This window comes from Acidovorax sacchari, from assembly GCF_042847045.1.
Lineage (GTDB): Bacteria > Pseudomonadota > Gammaproteobacteria > Burkholderiales > Burkholderiaceae_C > Paracidovorax > Paracidovorax sacchari.
In genome coordinates this window covers 925,502-940,812 of sequence record NZ_AP035783.1, presented here as the reverse complement: position 1 = coordinate 940,812, position 15,311 = coordinate 925,502, and the positions used below count along the sequence as shown (strand labels likewise).

General features: G+C 70.3%; 14 protein-coding genes and 1 tRNA gene. 11 read left to right on the top strand and 4 right to left on the bottom strand.

What is annotated here, in order from left to right; genetic code table 11:
• Positions 1 to 101: 101 nt before the first annotated feature.
• Positions 102 to 1,535: a sensor histidine kinase gene (locus tag ACGHC0_RS04275; protein WP_415267526.1), complete on the bottom strand. Its 1,434-nt coding sequence runs from the start codon at positions 1,533 to 1,535 to the stop codon at positions 102 to 104.
• Positions 1,532 to 2,203 (bottom strand): response regulator transcription factor, encoded by a 672-nt coding sequence (locus ACGHC0_RS04270; protein WP_415267525.1) that lies wholly within the window; start codon positions 2,201 to 2,203, stop codon positions 1,532 to 1,534. Before ACGHC0_RS04270 ends, ACGHC0_RS04275 begins: the two co-directional genes overlap by 4 nt.
• A gap of 278 nt (positions 2,204 to 2,481) precedes the next feature.
• On the opposite strand from ACGHC0_RS04270, the gene ACGHC0_RS04265 reads away from it, so the two are divergent.
• From ACGHC0_RS04265 to ACGHC0_RS04240, 6 genes are all read left to right on the top strand, one after another.
• Positions 2,482 to 2,997, top strand: a complete 516-nt coding sequence (locus ACGHC0_RS04265) for a sigma-70 family RNA polymerase sigma factor (protein WP_415267524.1) — start codon at positions 2,482 to 2,484, stop codon at positions 2,995 to 2,997.
• Complete coding sequence (locus ACGHC0_RS04260) at positions 2,994 to 4,028, top strand: FecR family protein (protein ID WP_415267523.1); 1,035 nt, start codon at positions 2,994 to 2,996, stop codon at positions 4,026 to 4,028. Before ACGHC0_RS04265 ends, ACGHC0_RS04260 begins: the two co-directional genes overlap by 4 nt.
• Before the next feature lie 88 nt (positions 4,029 to 4,116).
• A complete protein-coding gene (locus ACGHC0_RS04255) occupies positions 4,117 to 6,636 on the top strand; it encodes a TonB-dependent receptor domain-containing protein (RefSeq protein ID WP_415267522.1) in 2,520 nt (839 codons plus the stop codon).
• Positions 6,636 to 6,935: a hypothetical protein gene (locus tag ACGHC0_RS04250; protein ID WP_368354126.1), complete on the top strand. Its 300-nt coding sequence runs from the start codon at positions 6,636 to 6,638 to the stop codon at positions 6,933 to 6,935. Before ACGHC0_RS04255 ends, ACGHC0_RS04250 begins: the two co-directional genes overlap by 1 nt.
• Entirely contained in the window at positions 6,932 to 8,473 is a 1,542-nt protein-coding gene (locus ACGHC0_RS04245; protein ID WP_415267521.1) for a PepSY-associated TM helix domain-containing protein, read from the top strand. Before ACGHC0_RS04250 ends, ACGHC0_RS04245 begins: the two co-directional genes overlap by 4 nt.
• Positions 8,470 to 8,805 (top strand): DUF3325 family protein, encoded by a 336-nt coding sequence (locus ACGHC0_RS04240; RefSeq protein WP_415267520.1) that lies wholly within the window; start codon positions 8,470 to 8,472, stop codon positions 8,803 to 8,805. The genes ACGHC0_RS04245 and ACGHC0_RS04240 overlap by 4 nt, the downstream gene beginning before the upstream one ends.
• Here the strand turns inward: ACGHC0_RS04240 and ACGHC0_RS04235 are convergent.
• Positions 8,802 to 9,227, bottom strand: coding sequence for a GNAT family N-acetyltransferase (locus tag ACGHC0_RS04235; RefSeq protein ID WP_368354123.1), 426 nt, complete (start codon positions 9,225 to 9,227; stop codon positions 8,802 to 8,804). The two genes, ACGHC0_RS04240 and ACGHC0_RS04235, sit on opposite strands and share 4 nt — an antisense overlap.
• Positions 9,228 to 9,282: 55 nt before the next feature.
• Positions 9,283 to 9,359 (bottom strand) — tRNA-Met (locus ACGHC0_RS04230).
• A gap of 126 nt (positions 9,360 to 9,485) precedes the next feature.
• Here ACGHC0_RS04230 and ACGHC0_RS04225 point away from each other — a divergent pair.
• The 5 genes from ACGHC0_RS04225 to ACGHC0_RS04205 all read left to right on the top strand — a co-directional run bounded on the left by ACGHC0_RS04225 (position 9,486) and on the right by ACGHC0_RS04205 (position 15,063).
• Positions 9,486 to 9,932 carry a hypothetical protein gene (locus ACGHC0_RS04225; RefSeq protein ID WP_415267519.1) on the top strand — a complete coding sequence of 149 codons (447 nt, stop codon included), beginning with the start codon at positions 9,486 to 9,488 and terminating at the stop codon, positions 9,930 to 9,932.
• A 117-nt stretch (positions 9,933 to 10,049) separates the two neighbouring features.
• Entirely contained in the window at positions 10,050 to 11,399 is a 1,350-nt protein-coding gene (gene miaB / locus ACGHC0_RS04220; protein WP_368354121.1) for a tRNA (N6-isopentenyl adenosine(37)-C2)-methylthiotransferase MiaB, read from the top strand.
• A 14-nt stretch (positions 11,400 to 11,413) separates the two neighbouring features.
• Positions 11,414 to 12,874, top strand: coding sequence for a sensor histidine kinase (locus ACGHC0_RS04215; protein ID WP_415267518.1), 1,461 nt, complete (start codon positions 11,414 to 11,416; stop codon positions 12,872 to 12,874).
• Entirely contained in the window at positions 12,864 to 13,634 is a 771-nt protein-coding gene (locus ACGHC0_RS04210) for a hypothetical protein (RefSeq protein ID WP_405045319.1), read from the top strand. The genes ACGHC0_RS04215 and ACGHC0_RS04210 overlap by 11 nt, the downstream gene beginning before the upstream one ends.
• A 13-nt stretch (positions 13,635 to 13,647) precedes the next feature.
• A complete protein-coding gene (locus tag ACGHC0_RS04205; protein WP_368354118.1) occupies positions 13,648 to 15,063 on the top strand; it encodes a sigma 54-interacting transcriptional regulator in 1,416 nt (471 codons plus the stop codon).
• The last annotated feature ends 248 nt before the right edge of the window (positions 15,064 to 15,311 follow it).

The window sequence follows — 15,311 nt, the reverse complement described above, 5'->3', positions numbered from 1 at the left end:
AGACAGCGAGGCCTCACTGCGAGGCCTGCGGGCGGAGCGATTCTTCGGGGGAAACCCTTATCGTTGGCTTAATGCCCGCAGGCAGCCGGCGTGCCGCGCGCTCAGGCCGCGCGCAGCAGCAGCCGCACCCGCGTGCCCCCGCCGGGCGGCGCTTCAGGCACCGGCAGGTCGCCCCCCATGCGGCGCAAGGCCTTGAGGGCGATGGGCAGGCCCAGCCCCGAGCCTTCCGAGGTGGACTCGCCCGCACGCCAGAACGGGGCCAGCATGGCCTCGCGGTGCGCCTGCGGCAGCGCCGGCCCGTCGTCGTCCACCTGCAAGCACCAGCCGCCGCCGGGCAGCCCGGGGTCAGGCAGCAGATCCAGGCGGATATGCGCGCCGCCATAGCGGATGGCGTTGTCCAGCACATTCGCCAGCGCCTCTTCCAGCAACAGCGGCAGCGCCAGTGCGCGTGCCTGCACGCCATTCCCCCGCAGGCCATCGCCGGCCTCGAGCGCCTTCCCGGCTGCCGCCGCTGCAGGCATGTGGCGCTCCACGGTGCGCAGCGCCAGCGGCGCCAGGGCCACGGGCTCGGCCGCCGCGCCACCGTCCGTGCCGCCATGCGCCAGGGACAGCAACTGGCGCACCAGCCGCGTGGCCCGGTCAGCGGCCGAATGCAGCTCGAACAGCACCTCCGCATCGGGCGGCTGCCCCGGGTCGGCCTGGTACACCCGACGCAGGTCCTCCACCAGCAGGTGGATGCCGGCCACGGGCGTGCGCAGCTGGTGCGCGGCATCCGAGATGAAGCGGCGCTCCGAATCCACCGACTCCCCCAGGCGCCGCAGCAGGTCGTTGGTGTGCTGCACCATGCTGCGCAGTTCGTCGGGCACGTCCTCCAGCGGCAGGGGCGAGAGGTCGTCGATGCCGCGCCGCCCCATCGCGTCACCCACGGCGCGGGCCGGCTGCAGGCCGCGGCGCACGCCGAACAGCACCAGCGGCACGATCACGAAACCCAGCACCGCGACCGGCACGAAGATCGACTGCGCCAGTTCCCGGGTCAGCATCTGCCGCTTGGCCACCGACTCGCCCACGATCACCCACACCCCCGGCGAGCCGGCATGGCGCGCATGCACCGCCACCTGCCGCAGCCGCCCCCAGGGCGTGTCGTGCTCGAAAAAGAACGATCCGTCGGCATCGCCCTCGCGGTCGCCCCGCTGCTGCGGCAGGGCGAGTTCGGCATTGCCGGCCAGCACGGTACCGTCGTCCGTGCGCAGCGTGAAGTGCGACGGCGCGAAGGAGTCATAGACCATGGACGACGCCGTGCGCGAATCGATGGCCAGCACGGGCCCGCCCGGGTTCCACTGGATCTGCGATGCCAGCGCCACGGCATCGTCGCGCAGCACGCGGTCCAGCACCAGCTGGGTCGCCCGGCCGGTCAGCCAGAACGCCGCCAGCGACGCCACCACGGCCGAGGCGATCCAGGTCCACAGCAGCGGCGCGACCAGCTTGCGCCGCAGGCTGTTGGCGCCGCGCAGCGGCCACGGCAGCGGCCGTGTCACGGCTCGGACTCCATGGCGTAGCCCACGCCGCGCACCGTGACGATGGCCACGCCGCTGCCGGCGAGCTTGCGGCGCAGCTTCAGGATGTAGATCTCCACCGCGTTCGCGCTGAAATCCGTCTCCCAGGTGGACATGGCTGAAACGATCCGGCTCTTGGCCACCGCCTTCCCGGGCGATGCCATGAGCAGTTCCACCAGCGCCGCCTCGCGCGGGCTCAGCGGCAGCCGCTCCTCGCGCAGGCGCAGCTCGCGGCTCTCGGTATCGAGACTCAGGTCGCCGATGCACAGCACGTTGGTCATCAGCCCCTTGCTGCGCCGCCGCGTGATCGCCCGCAGGCGGGCCACCAGCTCCTGCGCCTCGAACGGCTTGGCCAGGAAGTCGTCCGCCCCTTCGTTCAGGCCACGCACGCGCTGGTCCAGTTCGTCCCGGGCCGTGAGGATCAGCACCGCCAGGTCGCGCCGCTGTTCGCGCCAGCGGCGCAGCACCTCGAAGCCGTCGCGCCGCGGCAGGCCCAGGTCCAGCACGGCCGCGTCGTATTCGGCCGTGGCCACCGCCGTCAGGGCGAGTTCGCCATCGCTGGCGACATCCACCTGCCAGCCTTCGGACTGCAGCATCCGGCGGATGCCCAGCCGCAGCGCGGGATCGTCTTCGACGACGAGGATGCGCATGTCAGCGGCGCCCGGGGCGGCACGGCCGGCCGCGGCGGACGGGGAGTGGAAAAAACGGGAGGTGGATCACGGGCGCACCGGGCCGGTCGTTTCGGACATGGCCGGGATTATTGGCCGCGGCCCCGCACACTGCGCGGCCACCCGGCGAAAAAAGCCGTGCGGCCCGGGGCGCGTCATCGTCTCCGGCAGATGCGTCCTGACAGCCCGCCGCGACTCAGTTAGACTGAGAACCGTTCTCACTTACTCGGCGCCCTGCCGAGGTCATGAAGGGTAGGGGTATGGCAGCCGTGGAAACGGCGCGGCAGCAGCATGTCCGTGCGCTGTATTGCGAACATCATGGATGGTTGTTGGCGTGGCTGCGCCGCAAGCTCGGTTGCGGGCATCAGGCGGCCGATGTGGCCCATGACACTTTTCTGCGCATCCTGGGCTCGCCCGCCGTGCTGCCGACGCTGCGCGAGCCTCGCGCCTACCTGGTCACCACCGCCAGGCGACTGCTGATCGACGAGGGCCGGCGCCGCGTGATCGAGCAGGCCTACCTGGACGCGCTGGCCGTGGTGGCCGCCGCCGATGGCGGGCCTTCGACCGAGCAGGTGGTGGAGACGGTACAGAGCCTGGTACGCATCGAGGCCGCGCTGCAGGACCTGTCGGCCAGGGCGCAGCAGGCTTTTCTGCTGCATTACCTGGAAGGGCTGCCGCACGCGGATGTGGCAGCCGCGCTGGGTGTGTCCACCCGCATGGTGCAGAAGTACCTGGTCCAGGCGCTGGTGTGCTGCCACCAGGCGGTGGACGGGTGAGCACCTTGCCGCACGAGAGTACGGCCATCGCCGAACAGGCCGCCGACTGGATCGTGCGCCTGGACAGCGACGACGCGGAAGAACGCGCCCGGGCCCAGGCCGGCTTTGCCGCCTGGAAGGCGCAGGATCCGCGGCACGCGCAGGCGGCGGCGCGCATGGAATCCTTCATCGAGCAAGTGCAGGCGGTACGCCGGCAGGCGCCGGGGGACGGCCAGGCCGCGCATGCGGCGATGCGGGCGGCATGGCAATTGCGCCGCCGCCAGCGGGCAGTGCGCTGGGGCAGTGCGCTGGCGCTGGCCACGGTGCTGGCCGTGCCCGCGGGGTGGATGCTGCGCGACCACCCCGCCAGCCCCTGGGCGCAGGAGCTGGCCGACCTGCGCAGCACCGAAGGACAGTGGCGCCATCAGGTGCTCGACGATGGCTCGCAACTCACGCTGAGCGGCGCGAGCGCGGTGCGCTGGCGCCTGGATGCGCAGCAGCGCGTGGTGGAACTGCTGCGCGGCAGCGTTCTGGTGCAGGTGGCACACGATGCGTCGCGGCCCTTCTACGTGCAGACGCCGCTGGGCCGGGTGCGTGCGCTGGGCACCCGTTTCACCGTGACCTACGACGCGGCCGGGGTACGGGTGGAAATGCTCGAATCGCGCGTGGCGGTCCAGACGCCGCAACAGTGGCAGTCCGGCAGCCCCGAGGCCGTGGAAGTCAGCGCCGGCCAGCGCGTGACCCTGGGCGCTGCCGGCGTGGGACGCGTCGAGCCGCTGGATCCGCAAGGCGTGGAACAGGGCTGGCGCCGCCATCAACTGGTGGTGGATGACCGGCCGCTGTCCGAGGTACTGGACGAACTGGCCCGGCACCACCCGGGCAGCCTGCACTTCGACCGGGCTGCACTGTCACGGGTGCGCATGACGGGCGTGCTGCCGCTGGATGACCCCGGGCAGGCACTGCAGTTGCTGCAGCAGACCTTCCCGCAGTTGCGGGTACGGTCGCTCGCCTCGCGCTGGGTATGGGTGAGCCTGGCAGCGGCTCCGCCCTGAGGAGCAGATTTTTTTGCGTGAAGAGGTTCCGGTTTTGCGTTCTGGCCCGTCAAGGGCTGTGAAACCAATGACCAAAGGATCTCCCAACATGCGCGACTTCAAGCGTTCCGGCCCGCGCGGCGGCCTCCCGCCCCTGGCACTGTCGCTGTCCCTGGCAATGGCGGCGCTGTCCCCTGCGGTGCAGGCCCAGTCCGGCGCGGCTGCCGTGGTGCAGGCTTATGACATCCCGCCCGGCGCCCTGGGCCCGGCGCTCAACCGCTTCGCGCAGGAGGCGGGCGTGTCGCTGGCGGTGGATGCCAGCCGGGTGGCCGGAGCCACCACCGCCGGCCTGCAGGGCCGCTATGGCGTGGAAGAAGGCTTTGCGCAACTGCTCAAGGGCAGCGGCCACACCATCCGGAAGACCGGTGCCGGCTACGGGCTCGCGCCTGCGCTTCCGGCCTCCGTGCCTGCGGCACCCGCGGCCGGTGAGCAGGACCGCACGGGCACCCGCCCGGCCCCCGCGCAGGCCGCGGCCGCCGACGCGGCCGCTCCCACCGGCGATGCGGCGCAGGACGCCCCGGCGGCCCGCGCGCCAGCGGGCCGCGGCACGCTGGAAACGGTGACCGTGTCGGCCTCGCGCTCCAACATGGAGGCCGAGAAGGCGCCGCAGACGGTGCAGATCATCCAGCGCGCGCAGATCGAGCAGCAGCTGGCGCTGTCCACCAATTCGTCGGATGTGCTGAGCAACCTGATCCCGTCGTACACGCCCAGCCGCGGCAAGATGAACGGCAGCGGCGAGACGCTGCGGGGCCGCACGCCGCTGATCCTGGTGGACGGCGTGCCGCAGTCCAACCCCATCCGTCCCACGGGGCGCGAGGCGCATACCATCGACTTCGCCATGATCGACCGGGTGGAGGTGGTCCAGGGCGCCAACGCCATCAACGGCCTGGGCGCCACGGGGGGCACCATCAACCTCATCACCAAGCGACCCGAGAACGGCGCGCTCAACCAGCACGTGGACGTGCAGGCCACCGCGCCCGCCGGGCACGGCGGCAGCGACAGCCTGTCCACCAAGATGGCCTACAGCGCCAATGGCCGGCAGGACAGGCTGGACTACCTGTTCTCCATCGCAGTCGAGGACCAGGGCCTGTGGCGCGACGCGCGGGGCCGCGGCATCGGCGCCGACAACACCCAGGGGGACCTGATGGACGCGCGCAGCCATGACGTGCTGGGCAAGCTGGGCTACTGGCTGGATGACGACCAGCGGCTGCAACTGTCTGTCAACCGCTACCGCATCAAGTCGCAGTCCCACTACATCGGCGTGGCGGGCGATCGCGCGCGCGGCATTCCCACCACCTCCATCGAGGGCACGCCAGCGGGCGCGCCACCCTTCAACGAGGTCCAGACCTCGGCCATCACCTACGACCACTACAACCTGGCGGGCATGGAGCTGTCGGCCCTGGCGTTCAGCCAGGAATTCGAGGCGCTGTTCGGCGGCGACCGCTCGGCCACCTTCCAGGACCCGCTGATCGCGCCGCGTGGCACGCTGGTGGACCAGTCGCGCGCCAAGTCGTCCAAGCTGGGCACCAAGGTCACGCTGACCAAGGCCGATCTGCTGGACAGCCGGCTCAAGCTCACCGGCGGCTTCGACACGCTGGTGGACAAGGGCAAGCAGGACCTGTTCGGTACCGGTCGAACCTACGTGCCCGAATCGGAATACCGCAACCTGGCGCTCTTCCTGCAGGGTGAATACAGGCTGCTCGACAAGGTCACGCTGCACGGCGGCGTGCGCAGGGAATACGCGGATCTGAAGGTCGACAGCTACCGCACGCTGGCGGCCTACAACCGCGTGGCGGTGCAGGGCGGCACGCTCGACTTCGACGAGACGCTCTACAACGCCGGCATCGTTTACGAGCCTGCCAGGGACTGGAACGTCTATGCCAGCTATTCCGAAGGCTTCGGCATGCCGGACGTGGGCCGCGTGCTGCGGTCCATCAACACGCCGGGCCAGAACGTGGACGACATGAAGAGCCTGAGCCCCATCGTCACCCAGAGCGTGGAACTGGGCACGCGCGTGAAACGCGGTGACTGGGACGCCGAGGCCAGCTGGTTCCGGTCGTCCTCCGACTACGGCACGCGGGTGCTGCGGGTGAACGAGGCCTTCATGCTCGCACGCGAGAAGAACCGCATCGACGGGCTGGAGGCCAGCCTGGGCTGGCAGGTCCACCGCGCCCACAAGGCCAGGCTGGCCTATTCGCGCACCAGGGGCCGCTACGACAGCAACAACGATGGCCGCCTGGACGCGCGGCTCGACGGCCTGAACATCGCGCCCGACCGGCTGGTGGCCAGCTGGACGGCGCAGTGGAATGAACAGCTCTCGTCCTTCGTGCAGGTGCAGCGCGCCTTCAGCCGCACCTTCGACAACCCGGCCATGAATTTCAGTGGCTACACGCTGGTGGACGCCAGCCTGCAGTACAGGCTGCCCAAGGGCCGCGTGCGACTGGCCGTGGCCAACCTGTTCAACCGCGACTACATCACCTACTACTCGCAAAGCGCGCTGGTGGAACCGCTGCGTTACTTCGCGGGCCGCGGCCGCACACTGACGCTGGGCTATTCGGTGGACTTCTGATGGCTTACAGCGCAGCGACGGTGGCGTTCGCCGCGGCACGCGCGGTGGTGGCCGTGGCCGGCGGCTATGGCGTGGTGCATCTGGCGGTAACGGTCACCGCCAGCGCGATGGCCCGCGGCGGCCTGGCACCGTCCGATGCCGTCGTGGCGGCTGCCATGCTGGGCTTTCCAGCCTACCTGGGCGTGTTGCTCTGGGCGCTGGCGTGCCCCCGGCTGCTGCGCCTGGCCGGCGTGCTGGGCTTGGCCGCCGCGGGCTGCGCTGCGGCGGGCTGGTGGCTGCAACCGGGCATGCCCGCATGAACGCGGCCCCGGCTTCCAATGCCGGCTGGCGCAGGCGCATGGCAGGTGTGCACACCTGGTGCGGCATCGTGCTGGGGGTGGTGCTGCTGCTCGTCTTCTGGATGGGTACGCTCAGCGTGTTCGACAGGGAACTGGACCGCTGGATGATGCCCGCCACCCGGCTGCCCGCGCCACAGCGCCCGCCACCGCTCGACGCGCTGCAGCCCGTCGTCCAGGCGCTGGTGCCGGCCGGCGCGCGCCAATGGCGCATCGACTGGGCCACGCCACGCACGCCCGTGCTGCGCCTGTCCTGGCAGGGCCCGGATGGCGGGCGTGGCCAGCGCTACCTCGATGCGGCCACGCTGGCGGTGCTGCCCGCGCCGGAGACCTGGGGCGCGAGCGGTTTCATTTTCCCGTTCCACTATGGCCTGCATTGGGACTGGAAGGACCTCGGCAAGTGGCTGGTGGGCCTGGCCGGGATGGGCATGCTGGTGCTGCTCGTGGGGGGCGTGGTGATACACCGCCGCCTGCTGGCGGACTTCTTCACCTTCCGGCCACGCAGCCGGCTGCCGCGCAGCAGCCTGGACCTGCACAACATCACCGGCGTGATGGGCCTGCCCTTCCATGTGGCGATCACGGTATCGGGGCTGGTGATCTTCTGGTCGCTGTATTTTCCGCTGGCGCACGTGGGCGTCTATGGCGATGGCCCCCAAGCCCGCGCCGCCCTGCAGGCCGACGGCTATGGCCGCTACCAGCGCCCGCGCGCAGGTCCGGCGACCGCACCCATGGCATCGCTGGACGCCATGGCCGACGCCGCACGCCGCACCTGGGGCGCGGGGGCCGAACCGTACTTCCTGCGCGTTTGGAACCCGGGCGACCGCCACGCCACGGTGGAGCTGCGCCGCTCCTATGCGCGCGAGGTGCCGATGAACCTGGACCAGCTCTTCTTCGACGCTGCCACCGGCCATCCGCTGCACCGCTTCGAGGCTGCTCCGGCCATGGGCGTGCAGCGCTTCATCTCGGGCCTGCATTTCATCCAGTTCGAGCATCCGCTGCTGCGCTGGCTGTACTTCGGCCTGGGACTTTCGGGCTGCGTGCTCATCGCGAGCGGCCTGGTGCACTGGCTGGCCGCGCGGCGCGCACGCACGCCACCGGGCCTGCGGTGGCGCCTGGTCGAGTCGCTGTGCATCGCCGGCATCGCCGGCACCGTGGTGGCCACGCTGGCCTTCCTGGCTGCCAATCGCCTGCTGCCCGATGCAGCGCATGCCATGGGCTGGACCCGCCCGGAACTGGAGGCGGCCGCGTTCTACGGCACCTGGCTGGCCTGCCTGGCGCTGGCGGTAGCGCGTGGTCCCAAGGCCTGGTGCGACCAGGCCGCGGCCATCTCCGGCCTCGCCGTGGGGTGTGTCGTGCTGAACGCGCTCACTACGGGTGCCTACGGCACGGCATGGCCGCGCACGCCGGTCGCTGTCGTCGGGGTGGACATCCTGTTATTGCTGCTGGCCGCCGTGGCGGCATGGTCTGCGCAGCGCATTGCACGCGGAAGTGCCGCCGCATGAGCGCGGGCGCGTTGACGGCCTGCGCAGCGGCTTGCATGGGCGCCGCATGGTGGCTGCTGTACCTGGCGACCCGGCGGGTGCGGGACACCTTGCCCGCCCCCATGCCCCCCAGGTCGGTGACGGGCCTGCGGATCGTTTCGGCGGCGCTGGCAGCGCTGGCATGGCATGCGTGCACGGCTGCCGACGGCATGGCCATGGGAACGTTGCTCTGGGCCTGTCTGTCGAGTTCCAGCGGTTTCGGCCTCATGGCCTTGCTGGTCTGGGCGCCCCGATGGATGGCGCGCCTGGTCCTGGCGACCTTCGGCCATCTGCACTGCCAGGGCTCGCCCTAGCGCCGCAGATGCAGCAGCGGATACGGACGGCCCTGCCCGTCCAGCGGCGAGCGGCCCACGACGTGGAAGCCCCGGCGCTGGTAGAAGTCCAGGGCCTGGGTGTTCTGCTCGTTCACGTCCACCTCCGGCGCATCGGTGCGCGCCATCAGTGCGGTGCCGACACCCGAGCCCCGCGCGGCCGGGGCGACGAACAGCATTTCGATCTTCCCGGCCGCCGTGCCGATGAACCCGGCGATCCCGCCGTCGGCGCCGACGGCGACCTGCAGATCGACCGCCGGCAGGTACTGCTCGCGCAGCACGGGGCGCAACGCCTCGATCTCGGACACGGGCAGGAAATGGTGCGTAGCCCGGACGGAAGCCTCCCACACCTCGGCGACGGCATCGAAGTCGGAAGCGGTGGCAGGCCGGATGGTGATGGTCATGGGGCTCCAAGAAAAAAAGCCTTGCAGGCTCGTGACCTGCAAGGCTTTTCGCATCTGGTGGCGCTTCACGGATTCGAACCGCGGACCTGTGGATTATGATTCCATCGCTCTAACCGACTGAGCTAAAGCGCCTGAGCCCTCAAGTATAGCGCTTTTTTCCGCCCGCACAACAACTTCCTGCATCCCCACTCGCGCGCCCGGAATGCCCGCAAGGGGCCCGGCCGTAGAATTCCGCGCTTCAGCCCCTGGATGAACACCATGACCCGCTGCAAGCCCCCCACGACTCCCATCCTTTTGCGCCCCGGTACCCGCGCGGCCGCCCTGCTCCTGGCCCTCGGCGCGGCCGCCCCGGCCTTCATGGCCCTTCCGGCCGCCGCGCAGCAGGTGCAGCCCGGCATGGGTGGCGTGCGCAACTTCCCCGAGGCCGCCCAGCGCGGCACCCTGGTGGTGCTCAGCACAGCCGAGGCCCAGCTCAATGGCAGCACCGTGCGCATGGCGCCCGGCCTGCGCATCTTCAGCCCGCAGAACACGCTGGTGATGGCCCACTCGGTGATCGGCCAGTCGTTCACCGTCAACTACACGATCGAACCCGCCACGGGCCTGCTGCACACCGTGTGGATCCTGACCAAGGCGGAGGCCGCCGTGCCCCGCAAGGGCAGCGGCGGCGGCTCTTTCTTCGATTCGCTGTTCGGCTCCGGCAGCTGAGGGCGCGGGCCGTCCCCGCGACCACGCCCCCTCGTCCCGATGCCCCGGCCGCCCTCGCGCGGCCCGCACCCGGCGCCCGCACGGCGCCGCCACTCCCCTTTTCCGGAATTTCCCGCCATGGCCAAAAAAGTCTTCGTCAAAACCTTCGGCTGCCAGATGAACGAGTACGACTCCGACAAGATGGTGGACGTGCTGCATGCCGCCCAGGGCTACGAGCCCACGCAGAACGCCGAAGAGGCCGACCTGATCCTGTTCAATACCTGCTCCGTGCGCGAGAAGGCGCAGGAAAAGGTCTTCAGCGACCTGGGCCGCTTCAAGCACCTGAAGGCCCGCGGCGTGAAGATCGGCGTGGGCGGCTGCGTGGCCAGCCAGGAGGGCGACGAAATCATCAAGCGCGCGCCCTACGTCGATGTGGTCTTCGGCCCCCAGACCCTGCACCGCCTGCCCGAGCTGCTGGCGCAGCGCGAGGCCCTGGCCCGCCCGCAGGTGGACATCAGCTTTCCCGAGATCGAGAAGTTCGACCACCTGCCTCCGGCGCGCGTCGAGGGCGCGAGCGCCTTCGTCTCCATCATGGAAGGCTGCAGCAAGTACTGCAGCTACTGCGTGGTGCCCTACACGCGCGGCGAGGAAGTCAGCCGCCCCTTCGACGACGTGCTGGTCGAAGTGGCGGGCCTGGCCGACCAGGGCGTGAAGGAAGTGACCCTGCTCGGCCAGAACGTGAACGCCTACCTGGGCAAGATGGGCGGCACGGCCGAGGTGGCCGACTTCGCCCTGCTGCTGGAATACGTGGCCGACATCCCGGGCATCGAGCGCATCCGGTTCACCACCAGCCACCCCAACGAATTCACGCCGCGCCTGATCGACGCCTACGCGCGCATCCCCAAGCTGGTCAGCCACCTGCACCTGCCCGTGCAGCACGGCTCCGACCGCATCCTGATGGCCATGAAGCGCGGCTACACGGCCATGGAATACAAGAGCACCATCCGCAAGCTGCGCGCCATCCGGCCCGACCTGGCCATGAGCAGCGATTTCATCGTGGGCTTCCCCGGCGAGACCGAAGAGGATTTCGGCAAGATGATGAAGCTCATCGACGACATCCACTTCGACAACAGCTTCAGCTTCATCTTCAGCCCGCGCCCCGGCACGCCCGCCGCCAGCCTACACGACGACACGCCGCACGAGGTCAAGCTGCGCCGCCTGCAGGAACTGCAGGCCGTCATCAACGCCAACATCAAGTCGATCAGCGAAAGCCGCGTGGGCACCGTGCAGCGCATCCTGGTGGAAGGCGCGTCCAGGCGCGACGGCAGCGAGCTCATGGGCCGCACCGAATGCAACCGCGTGGTCAACTTCGCGGGCCACCCGCGGCTCGTCGGGCAGATGGTCGATGTCACCATCACCGAGGCCAAGGCCTACACGCTGCGGGGCGAAGTGGTCACGGCGGACCACGGCGCGCTGGCCGCGCATTGAAAGAAGAGGGCCGCATGGGCTTCGCCGCGCGCCTCTTCCGCCGCCAGCAGGGCGTCGCCGCCCTCGGGGGGCTGTCGTTCCAGCAGATGCTGCTGCTGGCCTTCCTGCTCATCGCCGGGCTGCAGGGCGCCAGTTCGCTGCGCGCCATCTTCACGCTGGAGCAACTCATGGTCCAGAGCCGCAACGGCGCGGCCGAAGCCATCCAGCTCAACGCCGCGGCCCAGAGCCTGAACGCCCGCGGCCAGACACTGGAGCGCGCTGCCCGGCAATCGCTGGTGCTGGCCGACCGCTCGCTGCGCCGCCGGTTCGACGACATCTCGCGCGAGGCGCACGAGATCCTGCAGCGCCTGGAAACCAAGGGCCTGCCGCACGAACTCGCCGCACAGTGGCGCGCGCACCTCGCCCAGGTCACCGCACTGCTCGACGGCCCTCCCGCCCTCTCGCTGGACAACGAGCGCGCCGTGGCCGGGCTGTTCCTGGAACTGGATGGCGTGAACGGCGCCATCGCCCAGTCGGTGCAGGACATCAACACCCGCCGCAGCACCGAACTGCAGGAAAAAATCGAAGCCAGCCGCCGCGAGGTGACCCACCAGGTGGTCGGGGTGATCGTGCTGGCCCTCGCGCTCGCGCTGGCCCTGGGCATCTGGCTCGCCCGGCCCTTCAAGCGCCTGGAGCACGCCATCCGCCTGCTGGGGGAAAACGAACTCGCCCAGTCGGTGGAGATCCCCGGCCCGGTGGACATCCGCCGCGTGGGCCAGCAGCTCGAGTGGCTGCGCGTGCGGCTGCTGGAACTGGACGCCGACAAGGCCCGGTTCCTGCGGCACATCTCGCACGAACTCAAGACCCCCCTGGCCTCCATGCGCGAGGGCGTCGCCCTGCTGCAGGACGGCGTGACCGGCGAACTGGGCGCGGGCCAGCGCGAGGTGGTGGACATCCTGCACCAGAACACCCTGGTGCTGCAAAGCGAGATCGAGGCCCTGCTGCGCTTCAACGCCGCGGCCTTCGAGGCCCGCCAGCTGCACCGCGCGCCCACCGACCTGCTCGCGCTGATCGAGGCCCAGGTCGAGACCCAGCGCCTGCAGTGGCAGGCCCGCAAGCTCGACGTGGTGGTCGAGGGCAAGCCCGTCACGCTGCCGGTGGACGCCGAGAAGATCGCCTCGGCCGTGGGCAACCTGCTCTCCAACGCGATCCGTTTCTCGCCCCCGGGCAGCAGGATTCTGATTCAACTCATACGTTTCGAAGACCGTATCCGCATCGATGTGGCCGACGAAGGCCCCGGCGTGCATGAAAATGACCGGGCACGCATCTTCGAGCCTTTCTACCGGGGGGTGCGGCAGCCGGAAGACGCCGCGCGTGGCACCGGCATCGGCCTGTCCATCGTCCAGGAGTACGTCGCCGCCCATGGCGGGCGCGTGAGCCTCGTCGAGGACGGCGAACGTACACCCTTCCGCATCGAACTGCCCCATGCTTCCTGATCATCCGCTGCCGCGCCATGGCGCACGCCCCCGTCCCGGCGCCCCGCGCCCCGCAGGGGCGCACCTGACGCATCTGGCGCATCTGGCAATGGCGACCGCACTGGCACTGCTGGCCGGCTGCGCCGCCGTGCCCGAGCCTGCGCCGGCCGAGCCGGTGCCGGCCATTCCCGCCGCCGTGCCGGAACCCTCTCCCGTGCCCGCGGAAGAGGCGGACAAGCCCGGGGCGGATGCCGCCGGCATGCCGTCCACGGACGGCAGTGCTCCGGCCGCCTCCGCCGAGTCCGCCCGTCCTGCCGCTTCGCTGCCACGCCAGATGCTGCTGTACGCCGACCGCGTCCGCAGCCTGCCGCCGCCCGAACTCATGGCCGAGATCGCCCGCCTGTCGGACGCGCAGGCCAGTGCCGGCAGCCCGCCGGAGAAGTCGTTCCAGCTGGCCCTGGTCCTGCTGCAGACGCGCCAGCCGGCCGACACCGCGCGCTCGCTGGGGCTGGTGCAGAAACTGCTGTCCGACAACCGGCCGGCCGCAGCGTCGCTGCAGCCGCTGGCGCGCCTGCTCGAGAACCGCCTGCTGCAGCAGCGCCGGCTGGAAGACCAGCTGGACCGCCAGTCCCAGCAGCTCAAGGAGGGGCAGCGGCGCATCGACCAGCTGAACGAGCGCCTGGAGGCCATGCGCGCCATCGAACGCAGCCTCAACGCCCGCCCCGGAGCCCCGGGCAACGGCAGGGCCGCGCACCCCGCACCGACCGAATCCCCCCGCTGAACCGGCCCCGAGCATGCCCGCCACGCCCCCGACGAAACCCTCCGCGCCCCGTCCACGCATCCTCGTGGTGGACGACGACGCCGACATGCTGCGGCTGCTGTCGCTGCGGCTCAACGCGGCCGGCTACGAAATCACGGCCGTCCCCTCCGCCGAAGCCGCGCTCGCCCAGCTGGAGACCAGCCGCCCGCAGCTCGTGCTGAGCGACGTGCGCCTGCCCGGCCGTGACGGCCTGGCCCTGTTCGACGAGGTGCGCTCGCGCCATCCCTCGCTGCCCGTGATCCTGCTCACCGCGCACGGCACCATTCCCGACGCGGTCGAGGCCACGGCCCGCGGCGTGTTCACCTATCTCACCAAGCCCTACGAGGCCAAGGACCTGCTCGACAAGATCGCGCAGGCCCTGGCGCTGAGCGCGCCCGCCACCCGCACGCCCCAGGCCGACAGCACCTGGCGCGCCGAGATCGTGAGCCGCTCCAACCGCATGGCCGACCTGCTCGCCGAGGCCCGCATGGTGGCGCAGTCGGACGCCAGCGTGCTGCTGCTGGGCGACAGCGGCACCGGCAAGGAGCTGCTCGCGCGCGCCATCCACCGGGCCAGCCCGCGCGCGGCGCGGCCCTTCGTGGCCGTGAACTGCGGCGCCATCCCCGAGGCCCTGCTGGAGTCCGAACTGTTCGGCCACATGAAGGGAGCCTTCACCGACGCGCACAGCAACCACAAGGGCCTCTTCCAGGCAGCCGACGGCGGCACGCTGCTGCTCGACGAAATCGGCGACATGCCGCCCGCGCTGCAGGTCAAGCTGCTGCGCGTGCTGCAGGAGCGCGCCGTGCGCCCCGTCGGCGCGAGCCAGGCCACGCCGGTGAACGTGCGCATCGTCTCCGCCACGCACCGCGACCTGGAGGCCGCCATGGCCACGGGCCAGTTCCGCGAGGACCTCTACTACCGCCTCAACGTGGTCACGCTGACGCTGCCCACCCTGGCCGACCGCCGCGAGGACATCCCACTGCTGGCCAACCATTTCCTCGACCAGCTGGCGCGCAAGTACGACAAGCGCCTGTCGGGCTTTTCGCCGGAGGCGCTCAAGGCGCTCACGGCAGCGCCCTGGCCCGGCAACGTGCGCCAGCTCTACAACGTGGTGGAGCAGGCCTGCGCGCTCTCCACCACGCCCCTGGTGCCGCTGGGCCTCGTGCAGCGCGCGCTGCGCACGCCCACCGTGCAGGTGCTGAGCTTCACCGAGGCCCGCCAGCGCTTCGAGCGCGAATACCTGGTGGACCTGCTGAAGATGACCGACGGCAACGTCGCCGATGCCGCGCGGCTGGCGCAGCGCAACCGGACCGAGTTCTACCGCCTGCTGCAGAAGCACGCGCTGACGCCGGGCCAGTTCAAGAGCGACGGGGCCCCGCCAGACGATGTCGCCGAAGAGCGACAAGAATAAGTCGTTGATTTCAAAGGATTTCTGCTTTTCACCGGCATCCATGGTCGCTGGTTTGCGACAAAAACCGGGGTTTTGGGGCCATCCAGGCCCTCCGCACAACTACTTACACGCTTTCGTGCTCACAAGTCCTTGATTCACAAGGATTTTTCCAGGCTGGCACAGGGTTTGCCCTATTGCTCGCATGCCACAGGCCTACTCCCCCTCCAGCGCTGCGCCGACATCGGCCGCAACGCGTTCGCGAGAGGGTT